The sequence below is a fragment of the Pseudoalteromonas marina genome (genome assembly GCF_000238335.3).
GTDB classification, from domain to species: Bacteria; Pseudomonadota; Gammaproteobacteria; order Enterobacterales; family Alteromonadaceae; genus Pseudoalteromonas; species Pseudoalteromonas marina.
The window spans coordinates 467,901-490,279 of record NZ_AHCB03000007.1; the positions used below are offsets into that span (position 1 = coordinate 467,901).

Below are 22,379 nucleotides of genomic sequence, written 5' to 3' on the forward strand. Positions count from 1 at the left end.
TATAAAGCGTTGAAAGTAAAGAAATAATTAGATTTTATTTGCGCTATAAGAGTGCATCACTCCATAGCGCAAAAAGGCCGGTGATTAAATAATCACCAGCCCTTGCCTGATTTCTCAGGCAGCGAACTTAGCGTAAGCTAAATTACTTAACCTCAACTTCAGCACCAGCTTCAGTAAGATCTTTTGCAAGTGCTTCAGCTTCTTCTTTAGATACACCTTCTTTAACAGGTGTAGGAGCAGCTTCAACAAGAGCTTTAGCTTCTTTAAGGCCAAGGCCTGTAGCGCTACGAACAGCTTTGATTGCAGCAACCTTGTTAGCGCCAGCGCCAGTAAGGATTACGTCAAATTCTGTTTTCTCTTCAGCAGCTTCAGCAGCTGGACCAGCTACCATTGCAGCTGCAGCAGTTACGCCGAATTTTTCTTCCATTGCTTCAACAAGAGCAACAACGTCCATTACTGACATTTCAGCAATTGCGTCAAGGATTTGGTCTTTAGATACAGACATTACAAATTTCCTAATAATTAACGGACTCTAGGTCCAAATAAATTTTACACCGAAAGGATTAAACAACTTAAAATTAAGCAGCTTGCTCTTCTTTCTGTACACGTACTGCTTCAATTGTTTTACACAATTTGCCAGCAGACGCTTCTTTCATAGCACTCATTAAGCGTGCAACAGCTTCGTCGTATGTAGGTAGAGTTGCAAGCATAGCTGCATCTACTACGTTACCTTCAAAAGCGGCCGTTTTAACTTCGAATTTCTCATTCTTTTTCGCGAAATCTGAAAAGATACGCGCAGCAGCACCTGGGTGCTCTGATGAGAAAGCGATTAAGCTTGGACCAACAAATGAATCAGAAAGACACTCAAAATCTGTTCCTTCAAGAGCACGTTTTGCTAAAGTGTTACGAACAACTTTCATCCATACACCAGCTTCACGAGCTTCTTTACGAAGGGCAGTGATTGCGCCAACTGTTACACCACGAGAATCTGCAACAACTGCAGATAGAGCACCATTGGCTGCTTCGTTGACTTCAGCAACTATTGCTTTTTTGCCTTGAAGATTTAAAGCCATGGGTGTTACTCCTGGTTTAATGGGGTTACCGACAATCGGTTTCCCCTGTTCTACTCTTCCCTACCAAAAAGGTAGAGATGCTTTTTACGGCGAGAGCCAGAAGGATTAGGAAAAATCTATCTGGGGTCTACACCGTCTACGTAGGTAAAATTAAGGCCTAAGCCGCCTACGGTCTTGGACGGAAGCCCAATTTATCGCTTTGCCAGAGGCGCACCGAAATTATGGACTTCAACCCGAATTCTTTATTTTGCTAATTAATAAATTAATCAACAAAATGGCGCGAAATTATAGTACAAATTTCGTGCCATGTAAACACTAAATTAAGCAACTACTGTGTTTAAAGTAGCTTGGTCAACAGAAACACCTGCGCCCATTGTTGTAGAGATAGTTACTTTTTTCAAGTAAACACCTTTAGCTTGAGAAGGTTTAGCCTTCTTAAGTGCAACAATTAGAGCTTCAAGGTTTTGTTGAAGTTGCTCAGCTGTGAAATCAACCTTACCAATAGTAGTATGGATGATGCCGTTTTTGTCATTGCGGTAACGCACTTGACCAGCTTTAGCATTTTTAACTGCTTCTGCAACGTTAGGTGTTACAGTACCAGTTTTAGGGTTTGGCATTAGACCACGTGGACCTAAGATTTGACCTAGTTGACCAACAACACGCATAGCGTCTGGAGATGCAACAACAACGTCAAAATCCATCTCGCCTTTTTTAACTAGCTCAGCAAGATCTTCCATACCTACTAATTCAGCACCGGCTTCTTTCGCAGCTTCTGCGTTAGCGCCTTGTGTGAATACTGCAACGCGAACGTCACGACCAGTACCGTTAGGTAGTACAGTTGCACCACGAACGTTTTGGTCAGATTTACGAGCATCGATACCAAGGTTAACAGCAACGTCAACACTTTCTACGAATTTAGCTGTCGCTAACTCTTTTAAAAGAGCAACTGCTTCATTGATTTCGTAATCTTTAGTTACTTCCACTTTTTCGCGGATAGTACGCATACGTTTAGTTAATTTAGCCATTTCTTAGTCCTCTACGTTCAAGCCCATCGCACGCGCAGAACCTGCGATAGTGCGAACCGCTGCGTCCATATCGGCAGCTGTAAGGTCAGTTCGTTTTGTCTCAACAATCTCTTCAAGTTGAGCACGAGTTACTGTGCCTACTTTGTCAGTGTTAGGACGGCCTGAGCCTGACTTGATACCAGCAGCTTTCTTAAGTAAGTAAGCAGCAGGTGGCGTTTTCATGTCGAACGTAAATGAACGGTCACCGTAAACAGAGATCACTACAGGAACTGGAGCGCCTTTTTCGATAGACTCTGTACGTGCGTTAAACGCTTTACAGAATTCCATGATGTTTACACCGTGTTGACCTAGTGCAGGACCTACTGGAGGACTAGGATTAGCCATACCAGCGGCAACTTGTAGCTTGATTAGAGCTTCAACTTTTTTAGCCATTATAAATACCTCATTTGGTGGGTCTTAGCCTTGTGCGCGCGAGGACGCGTACTCTAACGGCTTCCCAGTTTAAAAATTGGTTTCGTACTTTTTGTACTGTAAAAATAAATTTTTACCTTTATACAAAAAGGCCGCTGATTATAAGATAATCAGCGGCCTTTTTCAAGCTTCGTGCCAAAATTTAAAATTTCAGCAGTGAAGCTTTTTTAATCAATTACTTATCTTGCTCAACTTGACCAAATTCAAGCTCAACTGGCGTAGAACGACCAAAAATAAGTACAGATACTTTTACGCGGCTTTTTTCGTAGTCAACTTCTTCAACTACACCACTGAAGTCTGCAAATGGACCGTCAGTTACGCGTACTACTTCACCTGGTTCGAATAATGTAGCAGGCTTAGGTGCTTCAGCATTTTCTTGTAAACGGTTAAGAATACGATCAGCTTCTTTAGAGCTAATTGGCGCTGGACGGTCAGATGTACCGCCAATGAAGCCCATTACACGCTCTGTGCTATTTACTAAGTGCCAGCTAGCGTCATTCATATCCATTTGTACTAGTACGTAGCCTGGAAAGAATTTACGCTCAGATTTACGCTTTTGACCGGCGCGCATCTCAACCACTTCTTCAGTTGGTACTAATATTTCACCAAAGCTCTCTTCAAGACCTTCGATTTTAATGTGTTCAGTTAACGTTTGAGCTACACGCTTTTCATAACCAGAAAATGCTTGTACTACGTACCAACGTAATTTAATTTCTTTGTTCTCATCCGACATGGGATCAGATCTCCAATCCAGTTAAAAAGCCAACAGCGCGGAATAAAATGCCATCTAATCCCCAAAGGATAAGTGCCATAATCACGGTTGCAACCATTACAATTAATGTCGTGTGGGTAGTTTCTTGACGCGTAGGCCAAATAACTTTACGTACTTCAATTCGAGCTTCTTTAGCAAAAGCAAGGAAGGTACGTCCCTTAAAAGTTTGTGAGGCAATGGCTAATCCGGCCGCTATTGCAACAACAACGCCGATAGCACGTAATAATACAGACTGATCTGCATACATATGGTTACCAACAACTGCGCCTGCAAGTAGCGCGATTGCTACTAACCACTTCACTGACTCCATCCCGCTTGATGGTGTTTCTACATTCGTGCTCATAATATTATTACCTTAACTACAGACACAACAACCCTACACGCCGGCAGGGTTAATCCATTAAAATCTAAACTTAAAAACAGACTTATTTAAACCGATTTTTAACCCCAGACTTACTCATATTAATGAGTAAATTGGCAGGGGCGGAGAGATTCGAACTCCCAACCGTCGGTTTTGGAGACCGCTGTTCTACCAATTGGAACTACGCCCCTGCAAAGTGGATGCCTATTATACTTACGCAAATCATTTACACAAGCCTAAAAGATACCCGCAATGCAAAATCTCTATAAACAATTAAGTACTTAATATTAAAAAGGCTTAATTCGCCCCTTTAACAAGTGGCACGCCATTATTACCCACAGGAATATAAACCGTTGTATGGTTTGGCGACTCAGCCATTTTTATTTGCGCATTTATGGCTTCATGTTGTAAATAATTAGCTGTAAGCGTGGCGTTAATAATTTTTTGTGCCTGCGCTATACCTTTTGCTTCTTCAACACGTATTTCTGCATCTTTACGCGCTATTTCTTTTTGTGTTTCTTTTTCAGCAAGTAACTGCTGCGCAGCTAGTTTTTTCTCTACCGCATTAGCAACAATATCGGGGTAGTTAATATTACCTACAACTACATTGGCAAGCTTAAAGGGGGTGGTTGATAAATAATTTTGTAAACGCAGTGTGACCTCTTGGGCTATTTTTTCGCGGTTTGTTTTAAGTTCACCACTGTCGTATTTCTGCACAGTATCTCTTACGTAAGTTCTGAACGTTTCACGCACAAAACGTTTGTACCAGTTCTCTGCTCCGTATTGTTCGACAACGGTTTGCACTGAACCACTTTGAATGGCAATCACAGCATGAAAATCAAATTTTATGTTTAAATCATCATTAGCTAATATTCTAAATGTTTCGGTATACGTATTGGGCCGCATATCTATGTTTACCACTTCATTACGCAGTAACGACATACCATAATTAGCAGGCCCTATCATGGTGCCTTGGTAACCACCTTCACCAAATACTCGTGGTTTTTCGTAAACATAGCCCTCTTCACCTGCTGGCGTACTTGGGTTAGTGCACGCGGTTAATCCAAACCCAATTACGCCAACAACAAAAGCACCTTTAACTAAATTATTAACCAAACTTTGCATCCCTGAATTTCTTGCTCTCATTATTTGTCCTTTATTTCTCTAATACTTTATATACATCGCTTAATAGGCTTGAAGCACCAAACCTAAATGTGGTGGCTTGTAGGTAGTCATCACTCATTATTGAACGGGCTAGTGCTAAATATTCACTGGCATCAGCCACCATTTTAACACCGCCGGCAGCTTTAAAACCAACACGTTTACCTGAATTTTTAATGGTTGTTAGCATTACCTTAGTTGACTCAAGCGTCGCATTTATAGCGACTTTACCTGTACTCGTTTTTACAAAGTCAGCGCCGCCTTTAATAGCCAGTTCGGTCGCTTGAGCAATCAACGCCTCTGTTTTTAGCTCACCACTTTCTATAATTACTTTTAGCTGAGCTTGAGTGCCGCACGCTTTTTTACTTTCACTTACGTACTTAAACGTGGCTTGCGTGTCACCTGCTGCTAGTTTTTTATAAGGAATAACGAGGTCTATTTCATCTGCGCCGCGTTCAATGGCTATAAGTGTTTCGTTTATCACATCGCTCAGCAGGGCGTCACCTGTTGGAAAGTTAGTCACCGTTGCTACTTTAACGTGGCTAAGCTCTCGTGCAGCAAGCGCTATTTTTGCATCGTCTACAAAATCGCTATACACACACACCGCAGCTGGCGTGCCTAGTGCAGGCCTAATACTATTGATCAGAGCTTGAATGTCTTTTGTAGTGTCGCTTGTGTTTAAGCTAGTTAAATCCATAAGCTCTACTGCGAGTAATGCGTCTTGTTGTTTTGTCATAAGGACTCCCTTGCCCTGCTTGGGTAAAATTAATACGCCTCATATTAACAAATTAAAAAAAACTCGCTATAGCTCATAACCAAACACTCTAAGCTTATTATTTTACTTGTAACTAGCCGCAATCCCTTGTTAACTCAGTCTTAGGCTTAAAACCGCTACCCAATATAACTTTTGGTTATATCAACTTGGTTTTAATTATTTTTTACTTACACATAGCCGCTATATTCTGCGCAACAGATTAAAGCGTTTTATAAAATTGTTTAGGGGTGTTACCAACGTGCAATATTTACCTATCTTTACCAAACTCGACAACAAACCTGTATTGGTTGTTGGCGGTGGAGAGGTCGCATTACGCAAGTGTCGCGCGTTTTTAAAAGCCCGTGCAGCAGTAACCTTAGTGGCACCTTGGTTTTGTGACGAATTAAAAGAACACGCACAACACAACGAAGTGATCCTAATAGACGCTTACTTTGACGAGTCACATCTAGACGGAAAAATGCTAGTTATTGCAGCAACCGATCGAGACGAAGTTAATAACACGGTGTTTGAGCTTGCCAATGCTCGCAATGTGTTTGTAAACGTGGTTGATGACCAACCTAAATGTACGTTTATATTTCCTTCTATTGTTGACCGTAACCCTATTACAATTGCTATTTCGAGTGCGGGAACAGCCCCTGTACTTGCACGCCGTTTACGTGAAAAGTTAGAGACATTAATACCACAACACATTGGCCCACTTGCTACATTGGTGGGTGGCTTTAGAGATAAAGTAAAACAGCGCTTTAAGCACTTTTCTGACCGCCGCCAATTTTGGGAAGGCGTGTTCGACTCATCAGTTGTGAGTAAAGTACAAACCGGCGACACCCAAGGTGCTGAGCAACAACTTGAACAAATGCTAGACGCTAAAGCCGAGCCCGAGGGCGAAGTTTATGTGGTAGGGGCAGGTCCTGGCGACCCAGAACTTTTAACACTTAAAGCACTGCAACTTATGCAACAGGCTGATGTCGTTGTTTACGACTTTTTAGTGTCTGACGAAATTATGGAGCTTGTGCGTCGTGATGCAGACCTAATTTGTGTTGGTAAACGCTTAGGCGACCATAGTGTTGTTCAAGAAGACACTAACCAAATGTTGGTTGACCTAGCTAAACAAGGTAAAAAAGTATGCCGGATTAAAGGCGGTGACCCCTTTATTTATGGCCGCGGCGGTGAAGAAGTACAAGTATTGGCTGCCAACAAGGTAAATTACCAAATAGTACCGGGTATTACAGCTGCAGCAGGGTGTAGTGCGTATGCAGGTATTCCGCTTACGCATCGCGATCATGCCCAGGCTATTCAGTTTGTAACAGGGCACTGTAAAAAAGACGGCCAAGAACTTGATTGGCAATCACTGGCTAAACCAAACCAAACACTTGCTATATATATGGGCGTAATTAAGTCACCGCACATTCAAGCAGAGCTATTAAAACATGGCCGTAAAGCCGACACGCCAGTTGCCGTGATCGAAAATGGCACGCGCAAAAATCAACGTGTAGTAACAGGCCAATTAGGTGAGCTTGCCAATTTAATTGAACGCAACAGCATTGTATCGCCAGCATTACTTATTATTGGTGAAGTAGCCGCCCTACACTCGCAGCTTGCGTGGTTTGGGAAAAACAACCAAACAAGTAGCTATGCGCAACCGTTAACCGATATAGCAAATTAGTAACCAAATTTAATTTTATAACTTTTAATCATTTTAGTAGGACGACTAACAATGGCTTTAACTCATCTTCAGCAACTTGAAGCTGAAAGTATCAAAATCATGCGCGAAGTCGCCGCTGAGTTTGAGAACCCAGTAATGCTTTACTCAATTGGTAAAGATTCGTCGGTACTTCTGCACTTAGCGCGTAAAGCGTTTTACCCTGCAAAAATTCCGTTTCCGTTATTACACGTAGACACCGACTGGAAGTTTCGTGAAATGATTGAATTTCGCGACCGCATAGCAAAAGAGTACGACTTTGACCTACTGGTACACAAAAACCCAGAAGGCTTAGCAATGGGCGTTGGCCCCTTTACGCATGGCTCGGGTAAGCATACCGACATAATGAAAACCCAAGGGTTAAAGCAAGCTCTTAACAAATACGGTTTTGATGCAGCCTTTGGTGGCGCCCGCCGCGACGAAGAAAAATCACGTGCAAAAGAACGTGTGTACTCGTTCCGCGACAAGCACCATCGTTGGGATCCAAAAAACCAACGTCCAGAGCTTTGGAACACTTATAACAGTCAAGTAAACCCAGGCGAAAGCATTCGTGTATTCCCGTTATCTAACTGGACTGAGCTTGATATTTGGCAATACATTTATCAAGAAAACATCGAAATGGTTCCACTTTACCTAGCTAAAGAGCGCCCTGTAGTTGAACGTGACGGCACACTTATCATGGTTGATGACGAACGTATGCCACTTGAAGAAGGCGAAGTACCACAAATGAAATCGGTCCGTTTTCGTACATTAGGCTGTTACCCACTAACCGGCGCCGTTGAATCTACAGCCAGTACACTAACCGAAATTATTGAAGAAATGCTGCTATCTACGTCATCAGAACGCGAAGGCCGCGTTATTGACCATGACTCAGCAGGCTCAATGGAGAAGAAAAAACGTGAGGGGTATTTCTAATGTCTAGCCAAAATAACGATACATTTAACGAAGTAAAAGAAATAGGCATAGACGCCTACCTAGCACGTCAACAAGACAAAAGCTTATTGCGCATGCTTACCTGTGGCAGTGTAGACGACGGTAAATCAACACTGATTGGCCGCCTATTACACGACAGCCACCAAATTTATGAAGATCAGCTAGCAGCCCTTCACAAAGACAACGAAAAAGTAGGTAACGCAGGTGAAGATCTTGACCTTGCATTACTAGTAGATGGCCTACAAGCTGAACGCGAACAAGGTATTACCATTGACGTAGCGTACCGATATTTTTCAACGGCTAAGCGTAAATTTATTATTGCCGACACACCAGGCCACGAGCAATATACACGCAACATGGTAACGGGTGCATCAACAAGCGATGTCGCCATTATTTTGGTTGATGCGCGTTACGGCGTGCAAGTACAAACCAAGCGCCATAGCTTTATTTGTGACTCGCTAGGTATTAAACAGTTTGTTGTAGCCATTAATAAAATGGATATTGTTGATTTTGACGAAACCGTTTATGAAAAAATCAAAGCCGATTACCTTAAATTTGCTGAGCAACTAAATGTAACAAACATCAAGTTTGTGCCTATGTCGGCACTTAAAGGCGACAACGTAGTAACGCGCTCTGCACATACTCCGTATTACACCGACAAACCACTGCTTGAGCTATTAGAAGATTCGCCAGCGGCACAAACCGATACCGGTTTTGAAGCACGTTTACCCGTGCAATATGTAATACGCCCTAACTTAAACTTTCGTGGTTTTCAGGGCACATTAGCATCGGGCAAGCTACAAGTAGGCGACGCTGTAAAAGTATTACCGTCGGGTAAAACATCAAGCATTAAAGAAATTGTCACTTTTAATGGCAACCTAGACACAGCAGAAGCAGGCCAAGCAATTACTATTACGCTAAACAGTGAAATAGACATTAGCCGCGGCGACGTAATCGTACCGGCAAGTTCAACTGCGGCAGTTACTAATCAGCTTCAGGCTAAAATTGTATGGATGCACGAATCGCCATTAGTGCTAGGTAAAAACTACAACCTAAAACTAGGCAGCAAAAACACATCGGCTGTGGTTAAAAAGATTGACCACACTATTGATGTAAACACGCTTGAACATGGCTCTGCCGATTCATTACAGCTAAACGAAATTGCTATTGTAACGCTTGAACTCACCGAAACTATTTTGGCCGACGAGTACCACAATAACCACGAAACAGGCTCTTTCATTCTAATTGACCGTTTATCTAACTTAACGGTAGCAGCCGGTATGATTGAACACGTACTACAAAGCGAAAAAAGCAAAAGCGATTTCAGTGACTTTGAAGTTGAGTTTAATAGCTTAGTACGCAAGCACTTCCCGCATTGGCAAGCGCTTGATATTTCGAAACTGTAAGTTTATTAATGTCTGTTAGGAATAATAAAGCATGGTAGAGCAGCTAGTTTTAACAGGCATAATGCTTACCTTAGTCGGGTGCCTTTTTGGCACCCGCATTAATCCAGCATGGTTATTTGTAAGCGCTATTGGCACCAGCTACTTAGCCGGGCTAATTGACCTTGAAAACATGCTAGTTAACTACGCCAATCCGTCACTTATTACCTTAGTGCTCCTCGTATTAGTGTCGATTGCAATCGAAAAAACCACGTTAATTCAAAAGCTATCCATGTCTTTATCTAAAGGTAGCTTAGTTAAGTCGGTAACAAAGCTGGGGATTTCTACTGCATTTTTATCGTCGTTTACTAATAATACGGCGGTGGTTGCCTCACTCATTACCGCAATAAAAGATAACCCAAACCATTCACCTTCAAAGCTATTATTACCGCTGTCGTACACTGCTATTTTAGGTGGCACCATTACACTCATAGGTACTTCAACAAACCTCATTGTTAACGGCTTTGCGGTAGATGCAGGTATGCAGCCACTGGGCTTTTTCGACTTTACCTTAGTGGGTTTAGGCGCGCTTAGCGTTGGCCTTATTACTATTTTGGTAATGCTTAAATACTTGCCTGACAACGGCAAAAGCGATCAAGAAGTTGTTCCTTTTTACCTTGAAGGTAAAGTACAAACAGGCTCAAAATTAATAGGTCGCACAGTAGAAGAAAACGGCCTACGCGATTTAAAAGACTTGTTCCTAGCTGAAATAATTCGTAATAACGAACGCATATGCGCAGTAACGCCTCAGCAAATTATTCAACAAAACGACATTTTATTATTTGTAGGCGACATTAAATCAGTCCCCCTATTAACCCGCTTTGATGGTTTAAAAGTAGTACACGATAACCACGAAAAAGACATAGAACACTTAGTTGAAGTGGTCGTAAGTCAGTCGTCTAAATTTATAGGCAAAACCGTAAAAGAAATACGTTTTCGCGAGCAGTTTCACGCTGCTGTTATTGCTATTCGCCGTGGGCACGACCGACTTCAAGGCGGCCTTGGCCAAGTAAAATTACAAGCGGGCGATTCACTTATTTTGGCACCCGGCAAAAACTTTTACAGCCTACCTAATTTAAAGCGTGAGTTTGTATATATTTCAGGCCTTGATTTACAAACCCACCTTGCGCCCAAACAATCTAATATTGTATTACTCAGCTTTGCGGGTGTATTGGGTTTAAGTATTTTTGGGGTAGTGCCGTTAGTAAAAGGCTTATTGGTATTACTTATTGGCTTAATGCTCAGCGGCACCATAAAGCTAAACGAAATAAAACGCCGATTTCCGCTTGAGTTACTTGTTGTAGTTGGTAGCGCCATTGGGCTTGCAAAATTAATGATAGGCACGGGGCTTGCTGGGCAAATATCGAGTGCGCTATTTATGGTGCTTGGCGACTTTGGTCCTTACGGCGCATTTATAGCCATATTTTTAATGACCGTATTATTTACCGAGCTTATTACAAATAATGCGGCAGCGGCACTTTCATTTCCGGTTGCTTACTCATTAGCTGTTGGCTTTAATGTAGACCCGCTACCCTTTATTATGGCGGTTGCTTTTGGCGCATCGGCAAGTTTTATATCGCCATTTGGGTATCAAACAAATTTAATGGTGTATAGCGCGGGTAATTATCGCTTAAAAGATTACATTGTTATGGGCTTGCCCCTTTCTATTATTTATTCAATCACGGTATTAACCCTGATCCCGCTGGTATTTCCTTTTTAATACTGGCGCAAACAGCATAAGAGACACATCACTATGGATGAAAATATAGTTTGGCATAACTACGCAACCACTAAAGCACAACGTAGCGAGCAAAAAAAACATAAGCCGGCTATTTTATGGTTTACCGGTTTTTCAGGCTCGGGTAAAAGCACCGTAGCCAACGCACTCGAAGCGGCGCTTAATCAGCAAGGCGTACACACTTACCTGCTCGATGGCGACAACGTACGCCACGGCTTATGTAAAGACCTAGGCTTTAGCGATGAAGACCGCATAGAAAACATTCGCCGTGTAGGCGAAACCGCAAAACTAATGACCGACGCAGGCTTGTTAGTACTTACTGCGTTTATATCGCCTTTTAGAGCTGAACGGGACATGGTGCGCAATTTAGTAGATGACGGAGAGTTTATTGAAGTATTTATAGATACTCCGCTTGATATATGCGAAAGCCGCGATCCAAAAGGGCTATACAAAAAAGCACGCGCAGGGGAGATAAAACACTTTACTGGCATCGACTCAAACTACGAAGTACCCACAAAGCCTGAAATAATTTTAGATACAAGTAAAAACACCCTAGACCAATCGGTTGCCCAACTGATAACGTATCTAAAACAAACGCATATAATAGGTTAACCCCAATGAACCAAACCGAACTGCTAGAAGAAACCCTCATCCTTGCCCGCACCGCAGGCAAAGCCATTATGGGGATTTACGAAAAGGACTTTAACGTTGAATACAAAGCCGATGAAAGCCCAGTAACCGACGCCGACTTAGCAGCTCATAAGGTCATTGTAGCGGGGCTACTTCAGCTTACGCCCGACATCCCCATCCTTAGCGAAGAAAACGCCGACATAAGCTGGGCGATTCGCCAAACGTGGAAAAGCTACTGGTTAGTCGATCCAATCGACGGTACCAAAGAGTTCATTAAAAAGAACGGCGAATTTACCGTAAACATTGCCCTAATAGAAAACGGAAAACCGGTACTCGCGGTTGTTGATGCCCCTGCACTTGGCGTATCGTACCTTGCAAGCGATGCCATTGGCGCGTTTAAAGACACGGGCGATGAGCGTATAGAACTTAAAGTAACCACCAAGCCTAACAAAGGGTTAATACGTGTTGTAGGCAGCCGCTCGCACCCATCACCCGATTTAGCCGAATTTGTAAAACGCTTTGATGACGTAGAAATGGTCTCAAAAGGCAGCTCACTAAAACTGTGTTTAATTGCCGAAGGCAGCGCCGATATTTATCCGCGCTTAGGCCCAACCTGTGAATGGGATACCGGAGCTGGCCATGCAATCGCCGAAATAGCCGGTGCAAAAGTCACTAAACTTGATGGCAGTCCGCTTACTTACAATACTAAAGATGAGTATTTGAATCCGTATTTTATTGTAAGTGCGATAGAAGAATAAAAGTTAAGAGCTATCAGTTGTCAGCAAGATAAGTGATAGCTTTTACTATAAGAGTTACTCAGGGAGCATAAAGTAAAATACTTAGTAACGCTTAAGTTATTTGTTATGTAAAAGCTAACTTAATAAGCGCACTAAAGCATAGCAAAGTTATCAACAAACCAAGCGATAAAATAACCTTTTCCTTCAGGGTTTGCTCAGGCTTTTGGGCAAATACAAAAACAGTTCGGTAAAGTGTACTAGGCACTATTAAAACCAAGCCAATAAACGCAGGGAACATACACAATATGAAGCTATATGCGAAACCTGAATTTTCCATTTGGCCGAACATAGCGCTAAACCCAAACCAAATAATAGCAACTGCAAAAAACGCAACGCCTACTGAAATCGATAAAAGTGCCATTTATTAAATTCCTTTTATTTCATCTCGAAAGAAAAATTAGTTTAACGATTCTGAAACAGCTATCTCTGCATCTATAATCGCTCGATGCGCCTTTAAACCAATATTACTAGAATAAAAGTCAGCAGCAATTTTTAACTCTTGTGCTGTTAATAATGAAGTAAGTTTGCTTTTAAAAATAATTTTAGCTGCGTTGACATTAATTGGGTCAGCCATAAATGTTGAAGGCATTGACTCAATGAAGGCCCGCTTTTGGCTTTCGGGTAAATCCCTTAGTATTTCTGAGAGTATCTTTTCAGGACTAATATTCACTTCTCCCCCAAATGAACTTAAGATCTCTTCCATTTTTAGTGCTGCATAGAGTCGTTCAAATTCAACGTTTGAATCTATCTTATGAGTTGAAGTGCAAGCACAGGCTAGAAAAATAAATAATAATAACAATACTTTGCTCATAATAACCTTATAATTTATAGCTTTGAGTGGAAGTAAAACACTGATCATAACTCTTTTTTAATAGAGTACACTTAATTTATATTCAGCAATAAAAGCACTATCCCTCCAACAAACAGCACAAAATAAATCTTAACGTGCCAGTTTTTTGAATAGTTTTCTTTATACTCTGTGAGCATTTTATCAACATCGCTAGATGTGAACTCATAGCCACATCTATAACAGGTTGCCATGCCTTTTTTAATATGAGCTTTGCACTTAACACATTTATAAATATACGTAAGTCGGTCTATATTGAGATAAGGATATCCGTTATCTTTATTTTTCATCCTGCTGACACCTAATAATATAAAGAGCTACTGGGCAAATATGCTTTTTAAGGGATAAAGAAAGTAAAATAGGTGCACGCACCAATACCTATAATCAGCATAAAAAGCCGCTTTACTAAATTACCTTCAGTAGGAGAAATTTCCTCACCGGTATATGGTGCATAAATACTTCTATTTAATATAAATGCATAGATATATCTATAACAAAAAGAAAATACAAACACGCAGAACAACAGCTTTTTTAATGACTCAAAACCTATAAAAAAAGCGGCTCAAAACACAAACCATATTATGCCGAAAAATATAACAATCACCTTTTTTTTATCCATGCTAACTCTCTTTACTGCCTTTGTTTTTATTTAAGTTCTGTACTTATAAACTTTAAATGCGTTTTAGTTAACTGATTTGGCGCTATTGTAGCCGGTGAAAATATAAGTAACGTTTTAGTCTTTATTAAATTGTAGTCTTAACGCTGGAATTCGTAGTCGGTAACCCTAACTTTTTGGCTATCGCCGCAAATTGAGCCTTTGTGTATGGCCCATAAAAAAACTCATTGTGCTCAGCAAACTTGTTATCTTTGGTTTTATCAATATAGTAAAAAGCACAAATTTTATGCGGACAAGCATAAACCGAAATATATTGTTCGTTAGACTTAATATTTATTGGTTCATTGAGTCGCCCAATATATGTGCCCTGACCAAGGCTATAACCTAACCTTTTGGTACCGTCGATGTAATACACTTTATAAGGTTGCTCCTCCCAAACTGGAGAACACCCATTAAGAAGTAATAATATTAAAACTAAACATCTTCTCACATATTTCCCTGCATTCTAGTAACTTGCTCAAATTACACCCTTATAGTTAACATGAGCGTGTTCTTATTTTTGGAACATCTATTAGTAACAAACTGTGTAAGTGATTGCCAATTATAAAATTATATAATCGAGGTATTTTACTATGTGTAAAAAGGTGTGGCATGAAGCAAGGCAGTGCTTTTAACTTAAGGAGAGAGGCAAAAGAATGACCGCTTCCAATCAACAAGTAATGGTTGTTATAAGTTTTTGAGACTTGCGATTAATTGAACGCTTTTTAAAAGCGACAACCCTTAACGATTTTGCTGGGCGATAAAAGCAAGCGAGTGTTGATTAAATAAGTCTGGGCGTTCCACATTACAAACATGGCCGCAATGGTGAATAGTTTGCAGTACGCTATTTTTATGGCGTTTAACCATTTCTTTAACAGGGCCAAGGAACATATGATCTTCTTTACCCATAATGTAAAGAATGGGGATATCGATGTCTTTTTCTTTGAAATACTGCATTAAGGGGTTTACATCCATGGCTAATTTAAACCATTTTATAAACTCCTTTTGGCACAAACGTTTTGCTTCACGAACAAACAAAAGCCGAGATTCTTTATGGCGCTTTTTGGGCATCATAATAAAAGCAAATAAGCGATACAGCCACATATAAGGCAAGAAGTGTTTAAACGTATTACCTAAATAAACCAAAGTATTACTGCGAGTATTAAGGCGGGTTACCGCGCCACCTAGCACCATGCTAGAAACATATTGCGGCGCAATTTCTGCAATATTGCGAATGAGTATTGTGCCCAATGAAATACCAACAAAGTGTGCGCTGGTGATATTGTTATGGTCTAACACATCAATAATATCTTTAGAGACGTTATTAAACGAATAATTATTATCAACAAAATTTTGTACTAAGTTATTTGATTTACCGTGACCACGAAGATCTAGCAACAATACATTGTATTCTTTTTTATAAGCTTTGAGCTGACGAAACCAAATTGCCGAACTTCCCCCAGCGCCATGGACAAATACAACCCATGTTTGACTGGTTTCGTGCGGAAAAATAGTATGAAAAAGAATGTCTGTGCTCATTGCTGTTAGCGGCCTATTTACTTCATTTGGCATATTCAATTGTAAGAAGTATAACGGAGTTTAATAAAAATCTCTCATCAAGTTCACAACAATAGCGTCTACTTAACAACTTTTCGGAACAGGTTTTAATTTTTAAATAAAAACAAATAAGAACAACCTTTACCAATACTCAACGTATTTGAGGCGCTTGCCTATGAAAATTTAAGTACAGCTTTTTTAGTTTATCGGGAACAAGTGGCCAACCCATTTCAATTCCTATGGGAGTCGCTTTCCAAAACAAGTGCTCAACATAATAGGTATCTATGTATTCAAACTCGGCAGGACTTGCAGTCTCTAGTTTTAGATTCATATACGACAAATGCTTTATGCCGTCGGCGTTTTTATTTTCGTTGAATGCAAACGTTGTTAAATTTGCGAACTCCTCCATACGAAAAGCGAATTCACATTCTTCGTGTTTATCCATTAGCGGTATGACATCTGGAAACTTAGATTGTATATCCTCAATAAATTGTCTTATTTCTTGGTCTGCCATATATTCCCTGTTAATACGAAGTCATTAAAATGCCGGTGTAAAACTATAGACTTATTGTTTATCCTAGTTCTAAATAAAAACAAAATCCGAGCTTATTATTTTACTTTTCTACTTCCTCTGCCCTTAAAGAATAAAACTACTTCAAGTGCAAAAATACAGGCCATACCAATGGCTAATACTTTACCAATGTAAACAAACCCAGGAGCACCACAGGAGCCTGAATAAGGTGATACACCTGCTATTTCCAGCATATACAGATACATTGGAAAATACCCAAAAATAACCTGCAACAAAATTGGAATCCAAATTTTTTGTATATTATATGAAGCCCTAATAAATAAAGCTGCAGTCATTAGAACACCAGCATAAATTAAATAATTAATTAATTGAGTTTCATGTTGTTCTGTTAAACCTTCTGGTTGAACAAAACAAGCGAAGGAATTAAAAGAGGTTATTAAACATATTAATACAATAATAATTTTCAAATTTGATTCCAACTTAAGTCTAGCCAACCAGTTAGTGAAGCACCGCATTAATGATTGTTGCCTATAAACATTATAAAACCTCTAAATAAATTGCACAGCTGCCCTTCATGTATGCACAAAAGTGAGTTAATTTATTAAGTTGTAGGTTTATGCCTTATCGCAAAAAGAAAGTACAATTTCGTTGTGCCCACTCGATTTAAGCTTTTTTAGTTGATCCCTAGCATTCGGTGCTAAATTTGAATATTCAAAATTTAGATAATCAAAAACCTCACACTCTGTCCAAGGACCAAGTGACGCTTTGAAGTCACAAAAATCATTTTGTATTTCCCTGAATGATTTATATTCGACCTTCGTTAATATTACTGCTGTTTCAGTAAAAACTATATGAATTAACACGATGAAAAACCTGACAATTTAACAAAAGAACACTTTCACCATTTTTGTATGAAAACATCCTTATTTTATGAAAACCTATTAATAACAAACCGTGCAAGTGTTTGCCAATTATAAATATTATATTTTAGCGAGTTATTTAGTTGTGCTAGAAATAGTAAAGCGTGTCATTACTACATTTTTAAACACCTTGTGCTGGCTTTGTTTACTTTTACACCGCTGTTTCGTATTCATGACACTTGGGGGCTATTTTAACGCAGTTAATTGCGGCTCTAAGGCGCTAAAAACATGAAAAAGTGGGTCAAAAACTATATCCTTCGGCGCGGTTATTATTATAAATAATGGACGGCACACACACATGACAACACCTTTAGATGCAACGCATTCAAATGCATCAACACACGCGCATTCAAGTGCAAATTCAAACGCTAAATCTAAATGGAACCTGCACGATACGCAGTGGACCTTAAGCCTTTTTGGTACCGCCGTTGGTGCGGGTATTTTATTTTTACCTATTAACATTGGTATTGGCGGTTTTTGGCCGCTGATTATTATGGCGTGTTTAGCGTTTCCGATGACCTTTTTAGCCCACCGTGGTTTAGCACGCTTTGTATTATCGTCTAAAAATAAGCATGCCGATTTTACCGATGTAGTTGAAGAACACTTTGGCGTTAATGCTGGGCGATTAATCTCATTGTTATACTTTTTATCTATATTCCCTATTTTGCTTATTTACGGTGTGGGCTTAACCAACACGGTAGACAGCTTTATGGTAAACCAGCTGGGCATGGAATCGCCGCCTCGCGCAGTGCTTTCGGGTGTTTTGGTAGCCGGGATGATAAGCCTAATGATGGGTGGCGAGCGCTTAATGCTGCGCGCCTTTTCTATTTTGGTGTACCCGCTTGTGGGTATTCTGTTTTTTTTATCCCTGTATTTAATCCCTAGCTGGCAAATGCCAGACATAAGCCTACCTGAAGTGGGTAACTTTGGTAAAACGTTGTGGTTATCTATTCCTATTATTGTGTTTTCGTTTAGCCATGCAGCGGCTATTTCAAGCTTTGTGCATGTACAACGCGAACACTATGACGACCTTGCTACACGAAAATCTGAAGCCATTTTAAAGCGCACAAGCTTACTGTTAATTGTGTTTGTATTGCTGTTTGTATTTTCGTGCGTGCTGTCGCTAACAGGTGAGCAGATGGCACAAGCAAAAGCCGATAACGTCTCGGTTTTATCGTACCTTGCTAACATTACCCATAACTCGTTTATTGCGATGCTTGGGCCTTTAGTTGCTTTTATTGCCATTACGTCGTCGTTTTTAGGTCACTTTTTAGGAGCCCGCGAAAGCTTTACAGGTTTGGTGACTAAGCAAACACAGCTTGGTGCTAAAACGGTAGATAAAATTGGTGTAGTTATTATGTTTTTTGCAATTTGGTTTTGTGCAGTTAAAAACCCAAGCATACTCGATATGATGGATCAGCTGTCGGGCCCTATTATTGCAATGATATTATTTATCATGCCTATGATTGCAGTTTATAAAGTACCGGCTCTGCATAAGTATCGTAACCGCTTAAGTACCTTGTTTGTGTTAGCGGTAGGTGCGCTTGCGGTATTTGCACTTATTTACAGCATGATTAAATAACACCCCTATTCATGCTGAAGCCCAGCGAGTTAGCTGGGCTTTTTTGTGTGCTGTTTATCTCAAAATGTTTTTTTATGGCTGCCATTAAGGCATGTTATAAATTAACTAGCCTAAAAATAAAACAATTATGCACCTTACAAAACAACTCCTACTTTGCGTGAGCTTACTTACCACGCTTGTTTTAAGCCCCTTAGCTAAAGCCGATGGCGTGCCTGCTATTTTATCGATGAAAGAACGCGCTGCGTTTATAGATAATATAACAGAGCTTAGGGTAAACACATTAATGCCCAGCGTAATGAAGAAACACAACATCGATATGTGGCTGCTTATTAGCCGCGAATACAACGAAGATCCCATACTAAAAACAATGCTGCCAGCAACCTGGTTATCGGCAAGGCGTACCACCATTTTACTTTTTGCCTTAAATGAACAAGGCAATGTGGATGCTTACGCTATTGCGCCCTATAAAATAGGTAATGTATTTACAAAAGGCTGGGACAAAAAGGCGCAGCCAAACCAGTGGCAAGCACTGAACGATATTATTGAACGCTACAACCCAGATAACATTGCACTCAATACGTCTACCGATTGGGGTCATGCCGACGGCTTAGTGTTAGGCGATTACAATACCTTAATGGCCAACTTACCTAGCGCTTATAAAAATAAAATAATATCGGCTGAGCCGCTGGCGGTTGCCTGGTTAGAGCAGCGTATTCCCCAAGAAATAGACATGTATAAACACATTGTTGCTATTGCGCACGCTATTATTGCCGAGGGTTTTTCAAACAAAGTAATAACTGTGGGCAAAACAACCAGCGACGATTTAGTGTGGTGGTTTAGAGAGCGCGTAAAAGAGCTAAAACTACAAACATGGTTTCACCCAAGTATTGCAATACAACGCGCTGACAGCAAATCGTTCGATCACGAAGACAGCTTTACGAATGGTTACGCCGATAACGTTATTCAAGCGGGTGACTTACTGCATGTCGATTTTGGTATTACCTACTTACGCTTAAATACCGACACCCAACAACATGCTTATGTTTTAAAGCCTGGCGAAACCAATGCGCCCGCTTACCTTGTTGATGCGCTTAAAAAAGGCAATAAACTCCAAGACATTTTTACCGCTGAATTTAGCGAAGGTAAAACGGGTAATCAGGTATTAAAAGCCGCTCGCGAAAAAGCCATTGCTCAAGGTTTAAAACCCACTATTTATACGCACCCGCTTGGCTATCATGGTCATGCTGCGGGTACCACACTGGGTATGTGGGATTCACAACAAGGTGTACCCGGCGATGGCGACTACCCACTGCATTTAAATACCGCTTACTCTATTGAGCTTAACAATGCCGTGTTTATAAAACCATGGAATAAAGAAATACGCATAATGTTAGAAGAAGACGCTATTTTTGATAAAACCGGCGTGTGGTACTTAAACGGCCGACAAACCGAGTTGTTACTTGTTAAATAACCTAAACTCTGATGTAAGTGATTTATAGGTATATTTATTAACGCATACAAAAACGGCGCTTAATAAGCGCCGTTTTTATTTAACTAACGTGACTGTTATTCTGTTTCTGGCAGGTTACGACCATAGAATATTTCTTGCATTTCACGGTTTAGCTTAGAGCGAATTTCTTCTTCTTCATCATCCGATAAATCAGTTGTAGAAAGACCAAACAAGTATGTGTTCAGGTCGGTTTCTTTTAACATCATTTTGGTATGGAACAGGTTTTCTTGATACACGTTTACGTCCATCATTTGGTACGCTTCTTTAGTATCGTCTGTCATGAAGTTTTGAATTGAGTTAATAGCGTGGTCAATGTAGTGCTTAACGCCGTTTACGTCGCGAGTAAAACCACGAACACGGTAGTCAATTGTTACCACGTCAGACTCTAAACTATGAATTAAAAAGTTTAATGCTTTAAGCGGCGAAATAATACCACACGTAGATACTTCAATATCAGCACGGAATGTACAAATACCATCATCAGGGTGAGCTTCTGGGTATGTGTGTACACAAATATGGCTTTTATCTAGGTGTGCAACAACTGAGTCAGGTAATGGGCCTGGTGCTTCGTCAGCATCGTAATTTTGCTGCTCTTCTACTGGCTCTTCCGAAACCAAAATAGTTACACTGGCGCCCTGTGGTTCATAATCTTGGCGTGCAACATTTAAAATATTGGCACCAATAATATCAACAACTTCACCTAAAATGTCGGTTAGTCTATCTGCACTGTACTGCTCATCGATATATTCAATATATTCTTTACGTTGTTGCTCGGTTTTTGCGTAGCAAATATCGTAAATACTAAAGCTTAAACTTTTGGTTAAATTGTTAAAGCCATGAAGTTTAAGTTTATCGAAGGGTTTGTTCATAATAAACCAACCTATAAATTAGTGAAATCTGCACCTGCAGAATGAAAAGTTCGCGGATTTTATACGAATTTTCCTTATGGAAAAAGCGTTATTTTACCTGTTCTTGCACAACTTCATGGCTATGAGTAATTTCTACTGTTTTATCAAGCATTAATGCTACCGAGCAATACTTTTCAGCAGACAAAGAAACAGCGCGTGCAAGGTGCTTTTCAGACACATTTTTGCCTGTAACAACAAAATGTAAATTGATTTTAGTAAATACGCGAGGAGCGGTTTCGGCGCGTTCGGCACTTAATTGTACTTGAACGTCTGAAAAGTCTTGTTTGGCTTTTTTTAAAATACCCACAACATCAACCGATGAACAACAACCAACCGACATCAATACCATTTCCATTGGGCTAGGGGCAGCACTGTCGCTACCGGTATCAAATACAACGTTGTGATTAGAATTAGAACGACCTACGAATGTGTCGCCATCAACCCATTTTACATTTGCTTGCATGTTTTTATCTCAAAAATATTTTTCTTGATTGTAAGCAAGTTGGCCGCAGTTGCAAACGAAATGCGATACGCGGCGCTATAAATTGGGGATTAATACTGCTGCGAAACAGCGCTGTCGAAGAGGTTTTTAATTAAGCTTGCAAATTCGTCAATAAACTCATGTTGTTCAACCGTAACTGGCTGTGACGTAATACTGCTAAGCACTTCTTGTAAGTCGTAAACAATGCCATCAACCTCACGCACAATTAAGCTGCGTTGCTCTGTGTTAAGGTTTGTGTGCTGTTCACAAATTAGCATGACGTTTTCGGCAATAACATCTTCTATGAGTTCCATTACCGTTGGAGCGCCTGGTTTTATCACACCTGGCTTCTCAAACAATGCTAAATTTTGAGTTAGATACATGATTAAATCATCGTACCCTTGCCTATCTAAAACCATGATATTTACCACCTAATAATATTACTTACGCTGATTTAAGCAGAAAGCGCGGTTGATTGCTAGCTTTGTGATTTAAGCATACAAAAAAAGC

At 40.3% G+C, this 22,379-nt stretch carries 25 protein-coding genes and 1 tRNA gene; 8 read left to right on the plus strand and 18 right to left on the minus strand.

Translation table 11 applies throughout. The features are described from left to right. Positions 1 to 142: 142 nt before the first annotated feature. The 9 genes from rplL to deoC form a co-directional block, all read right to left on the minus strand. Positions 143 to 505: a 50S ribosomal protein L7/L12 gene (rplL, locus tag PMAN_RS13330; protein WP_006791261.1), complete on the minus strand. Its 363-nt coding sequence runs from the start codon at positions 503 to 505 to the stop codon at positions 143 to 145. A 73-nt stretch (positions 506 to 578) separates the two neighbouring features. After that, positions 579 to 1,073, minus strand: a complete 495-nt coding sequence (gene rplJ / locus PMAN_RS13335) for a 50S ribosomal protein L10 (RefSeq protein WP_006791262.1) — start codon at positions 1,071 to 1,073, stop codon at positions 579 to 581. 320 nt (positions 1,074 to 1,393) lie between these two features. Beyond that, a complete protein-coding gene (gene rplA, locus PMAN_RS13340) occupies positions 1,394 to 2,098 on the minus strand; it encodes a 50S ribosomal protein L1 (protein WP_006791263.1) in 705 nt (234 codons plus the stop codon). 3 nt (positions 2,099 to 2,101) lie between these two features. Further along, positions 2,102 to 2,530 carry a 50S ribosomal protein L11 gene (rplK, locus tag PMAN_RS13345; RefSeq protein ID WP_002958879.1) on the minus strand — a complete coding sequence of 143 codons (429 nt, stop codon included), beginning with the start codon at positions 2,528 to 2,530 and terminating at the stop codon, positions 2,102 to 2,104. Positions 2,531 to 2,744: 214 nt separating this feature from the next. Beyond that, positions 2,745 to 3,302: a transcription termination/antitermination protein NusG gene (nusG, locus tag PMAN_RS13350; protein WP_006791264.1), complete on the minus strand. Its 558-nt coding sequence runs from the start codon at positions 3,300 to 3,302 to the stop codon at positions 2,745 to 2,747. 4 nt (positions 3,303 to 3,306) lie between these two features. Further along, positions 3,307 to 3,684 carry a preprotein translocase subunit SecE gene (gene secE, locus PMAN_RS13355; RefSeq protein WP_006791265.1) on the minus strand — a complete coding sequence of 126 codons (378 nt, stop codon included), beginning with the start codon at positions 3,682 to 3,684 and terminating at the stop codon, positions 3,307 to 3,309. Positions 3,685 to 3,816: 132 nt separating this feature from the next. Continuing rightward, positions 3,817 to 3,893 (minus strand) — tRNA-Trp (locus tag PMAN_RS13360). 106 nt (positions 3,894 to 3,999) lie between these two features. Next, complete coding sequence (locus PMAN_RS13365; protein ID WP_010557707.1) at positions 4,000 to 4,848, minus strand: SPFH domain-containing protein; 849 nt, start codon at positions 4,846 to 4,848, stop codon at positions 4,000 to 4,002. 10 nt (positions 4,849 to 4,858) lie between these two features. Then, positions 4,859 to 5,599 (minus strand): deoxyribose-phosphate aldolase, encoded by a 741-nt coding sequence (gene deoC / locus PMAN_RS13370; RefSeq protein ID WP_010557706.1) that lies wholly within the window; start codon positions 5,597 to 5,599, stop codon positions 4,859 to 4,861. 277 nt (positions 5,600 to 5,876) lie between these two features. Between deoC and cysG the strand changes: the two genes are divergently transcribed. Genes cysG through cysQ form a run of 6 tightly spaced genes read left to right on the plus strand, consistent with a single transcriptional unit; the run spans position 5,877 to position 12,838 of the window. Then, positions 5,877 to 7,301, plus strand: a complete 1,425-nt coding sequence (gene cysG / locus PMAN_RS13375; protein WP_010557705.1) for a siroheme synthase CysG — start codon at positions 5,877 to 5,879, stop codon at positions 7,299 to 7,301. Between the two features lie 51 nt (positions 7,302 to 7,352). Next, positions 7,353 to 8,252 (plus strand): sulfate adenylyltransferase subunit CysD, encoded by a 900-nt coding sequence (gene cysD, locus PMAN_RS13380; RefSeq protein WP_006791269.1) that lies wholly within the window; start codon positions 7,353 to 7,355, stop codon positions 8,250 to 8,252. Next, positions 8,252 to 9,676: a sulfate adenylyltransferase subunit CysN gene (gene cysN, locus PMAN_RS13385; RefSeq protein WP_010557704.1), complete on the plus strand. Its 1,425-nt coding sequence runs from the start codon at positions 8,252 to 8,254 to the stop codon at positions 9,674 to 9,676. Before cysD ends, cysN begins: the two co-directional genes overlap by 1 nt. Before the next feature lie 31 nt (positions 9,677 to 9,707). After that, on the plus strand, positions 9,708 to 11,432 hold the full coding sequence (locus PMAN_RS13390) for an SLC13 family permease (RefSeq protein WP_010557703.1): 1,725 nt from the start codon (positions 9,708 to 9,710) through the stop codon (positions 11,430 to 11,432). A gap of 33 nt (positions 11,433 to 11,465) precedes the next feature. Then, on the plus strand, positions 11,466 to 12,062 hold the full coding sequence (cysC, locus tag PMAN_RS13395) for an adenylyl-sulfate kinase (protein WP_010557702.1): 597 nt from the start codon (positions 11,466 to 11,468) through the stop codon (positions 12,060 to 12,062). A gap of 5 nt (positions 12,063 to 12,067) precedes the next feature. Further along, on the plus strand, positions 12,068 to 12,838 hold the full coding sequence (gene cysQ / locus PMAN_RS13400) for a 3'(2'),5'-bisphosphate nucleotidase CysQ (RefSeq protein ID WP_010557701.1): 771 nt from the start codon (positions 12,068 to 12,070) through the stop codon (positions 12,836 to 12,838). Between the two features lie 103 nt (positions 12,839 to 12,941). Here the strand turns inward: cysQ and PMAN_RS13405 are convergent, their stop codons facing one another. The 6 genes from PMAN_RS13405 to PMAN_RS13430 all read right to left on the minus strand — a co-directional run bounded on the left by PMAN_RS13405 (position 12,942) and on the right by PMAN_RS13430 (position 16,935). Next, entirely contained in the window at positions 12,942 to 13,238 is a 297-nt protein-coding gene (locus PMAN_RS13405; protein ID WP_010557700.1) for a hypothetical protein, read from the minus strand. Between the two features lie 36 nt (positions 13,239 to 13,274). Then, entirely contained in the window at positions 13,275 to 13,688 is a 414-nt protein-coding gene (locus tag PMAN_RS13410; RefSeq protein WP_033035258.1) for a hypothetical protein, read from the minus strand. A 71-nt stretch (positions 13,689 to 13,759) separates the two neighbouring features. Beyond that, positions 13,760 to 14,014 carry a hypothetical protein gene (locus PMAN_RS13415; RefSeq protein ID WP_010557698.1) on the minus strand — a complete coding sequence of 85 codons (255 nt, stop codon included), beginning with the start codon at positions 14,012 to 14,014 and terminating at the stop codon, positions 13,760 to 13,762. A gap of 1,106 nt (positions 14,015 to 15,120) precedes the next feature. Beyond that, positions 15,121 to 15,918 carry an alpha/beta fold hydrolase gene (locus tag PMAN_RS13420; protein WP_010557696.1) on the minus strand — a complete coding sequence of 266 codons (798 nt, stop codon included), beginning with the start codon at positions 15,916 to 15,918 and terminating at the stop codon, positions 15,121 to 15,123. A gap of 169 nt (positions 15,919 to 16,087) precedes the next feature. Next, entirely contained in the window at positions 16,088 to 16,450 is a 363-nt protein-coding gene (locus PMAN_RS13425; RefSeq protein ID WP_010557695.1) for a DUF7674 family protein, read from the minus strand. Between the two features lie 95 nt (positions 16,451 to 16,545). Next, a complete protein-coding gene (locus tag PMAN_RS13430; protein ID WP_168371059.1) occupies positions 16,546 to 16,935 on the minus strand; it encodes a hypothetical protein in 390 nt (129 codons plus the stop codon). Between the two features lie 751 nt (positions 16,936 to 17,686). Here PMAN_RS13430 and PMAN_RS13435 point away from each other — a divergent pair. Both PMAN_RS13435 and PMAN_RS13440 read left to right on the plus strand, forming a co-directional pair. Further along, entirely contained in the window at positions 17,687 to 18,970 is a 1,284-nt protein-coding gene (locus tag PMAN_RS13435) for an aromatic amino acid transport family protein (protein ID WP_010557692.1), read from the plus strand. Positions 18,971 to 19,097: 127 nt separating this feature from the next. Continuing rightward, a complete protein-coding gene (locus tag PMAN_RS13440) occupies positions 19,098 to 20,441 on the plus strand; it encodes a M24 family metallopeptidase (protein ID WP_010557691.1) in 1,344 nt (447 codons plus the stop codon). A 95-nt stretch (positions 20,442 to 20,536) separates the two neighbouring features. Here the strand turns inward: PMAN_RS13440 and speD are convergent, their stop codons facing one another. From speD to PMAN_RS13455, 3 genes are all read right to left on the minus strand, one after another. Further along, complete coding sequence (gene speD / locus PMAN_RS13445; protein WP_006791283.1) at positions 20,537 to 21,349, minus strand: adenosylmethionine decarboxylase; 813 nt, start codon at positions 21,347 to 21,349, stop codon at positions 20,537 to 20,539. A gap of 88 nt (positions 21,350 to 21,437) precedes the next feature. Further along, on the minus strand, positions 21,438 to 21,851 hold the full coding sequence (locus tag PMAN_RS13450) for an OsmC family protein (protein WP_006791284.1): 414 nt from the start codon (positions 21,849 to 21,851) through the stop codon (positions 21,438 to 21,440). Between the two features lie 89 nt (positions 21,852 to 21,940). Then, positions 21,941 to 22,288: a DUF3802 family protein gene (locus PMAN_RS13455; protein ID WP_006791285.1), complete on the minus strand. Its 348-nt coding sequence runs from the start codon at positions 22,286 to 22,288 to the stop codon at positions 21,941 to 21,943. Positions 22,289 to 22,379: the final 91 nt, after the last annotated feature.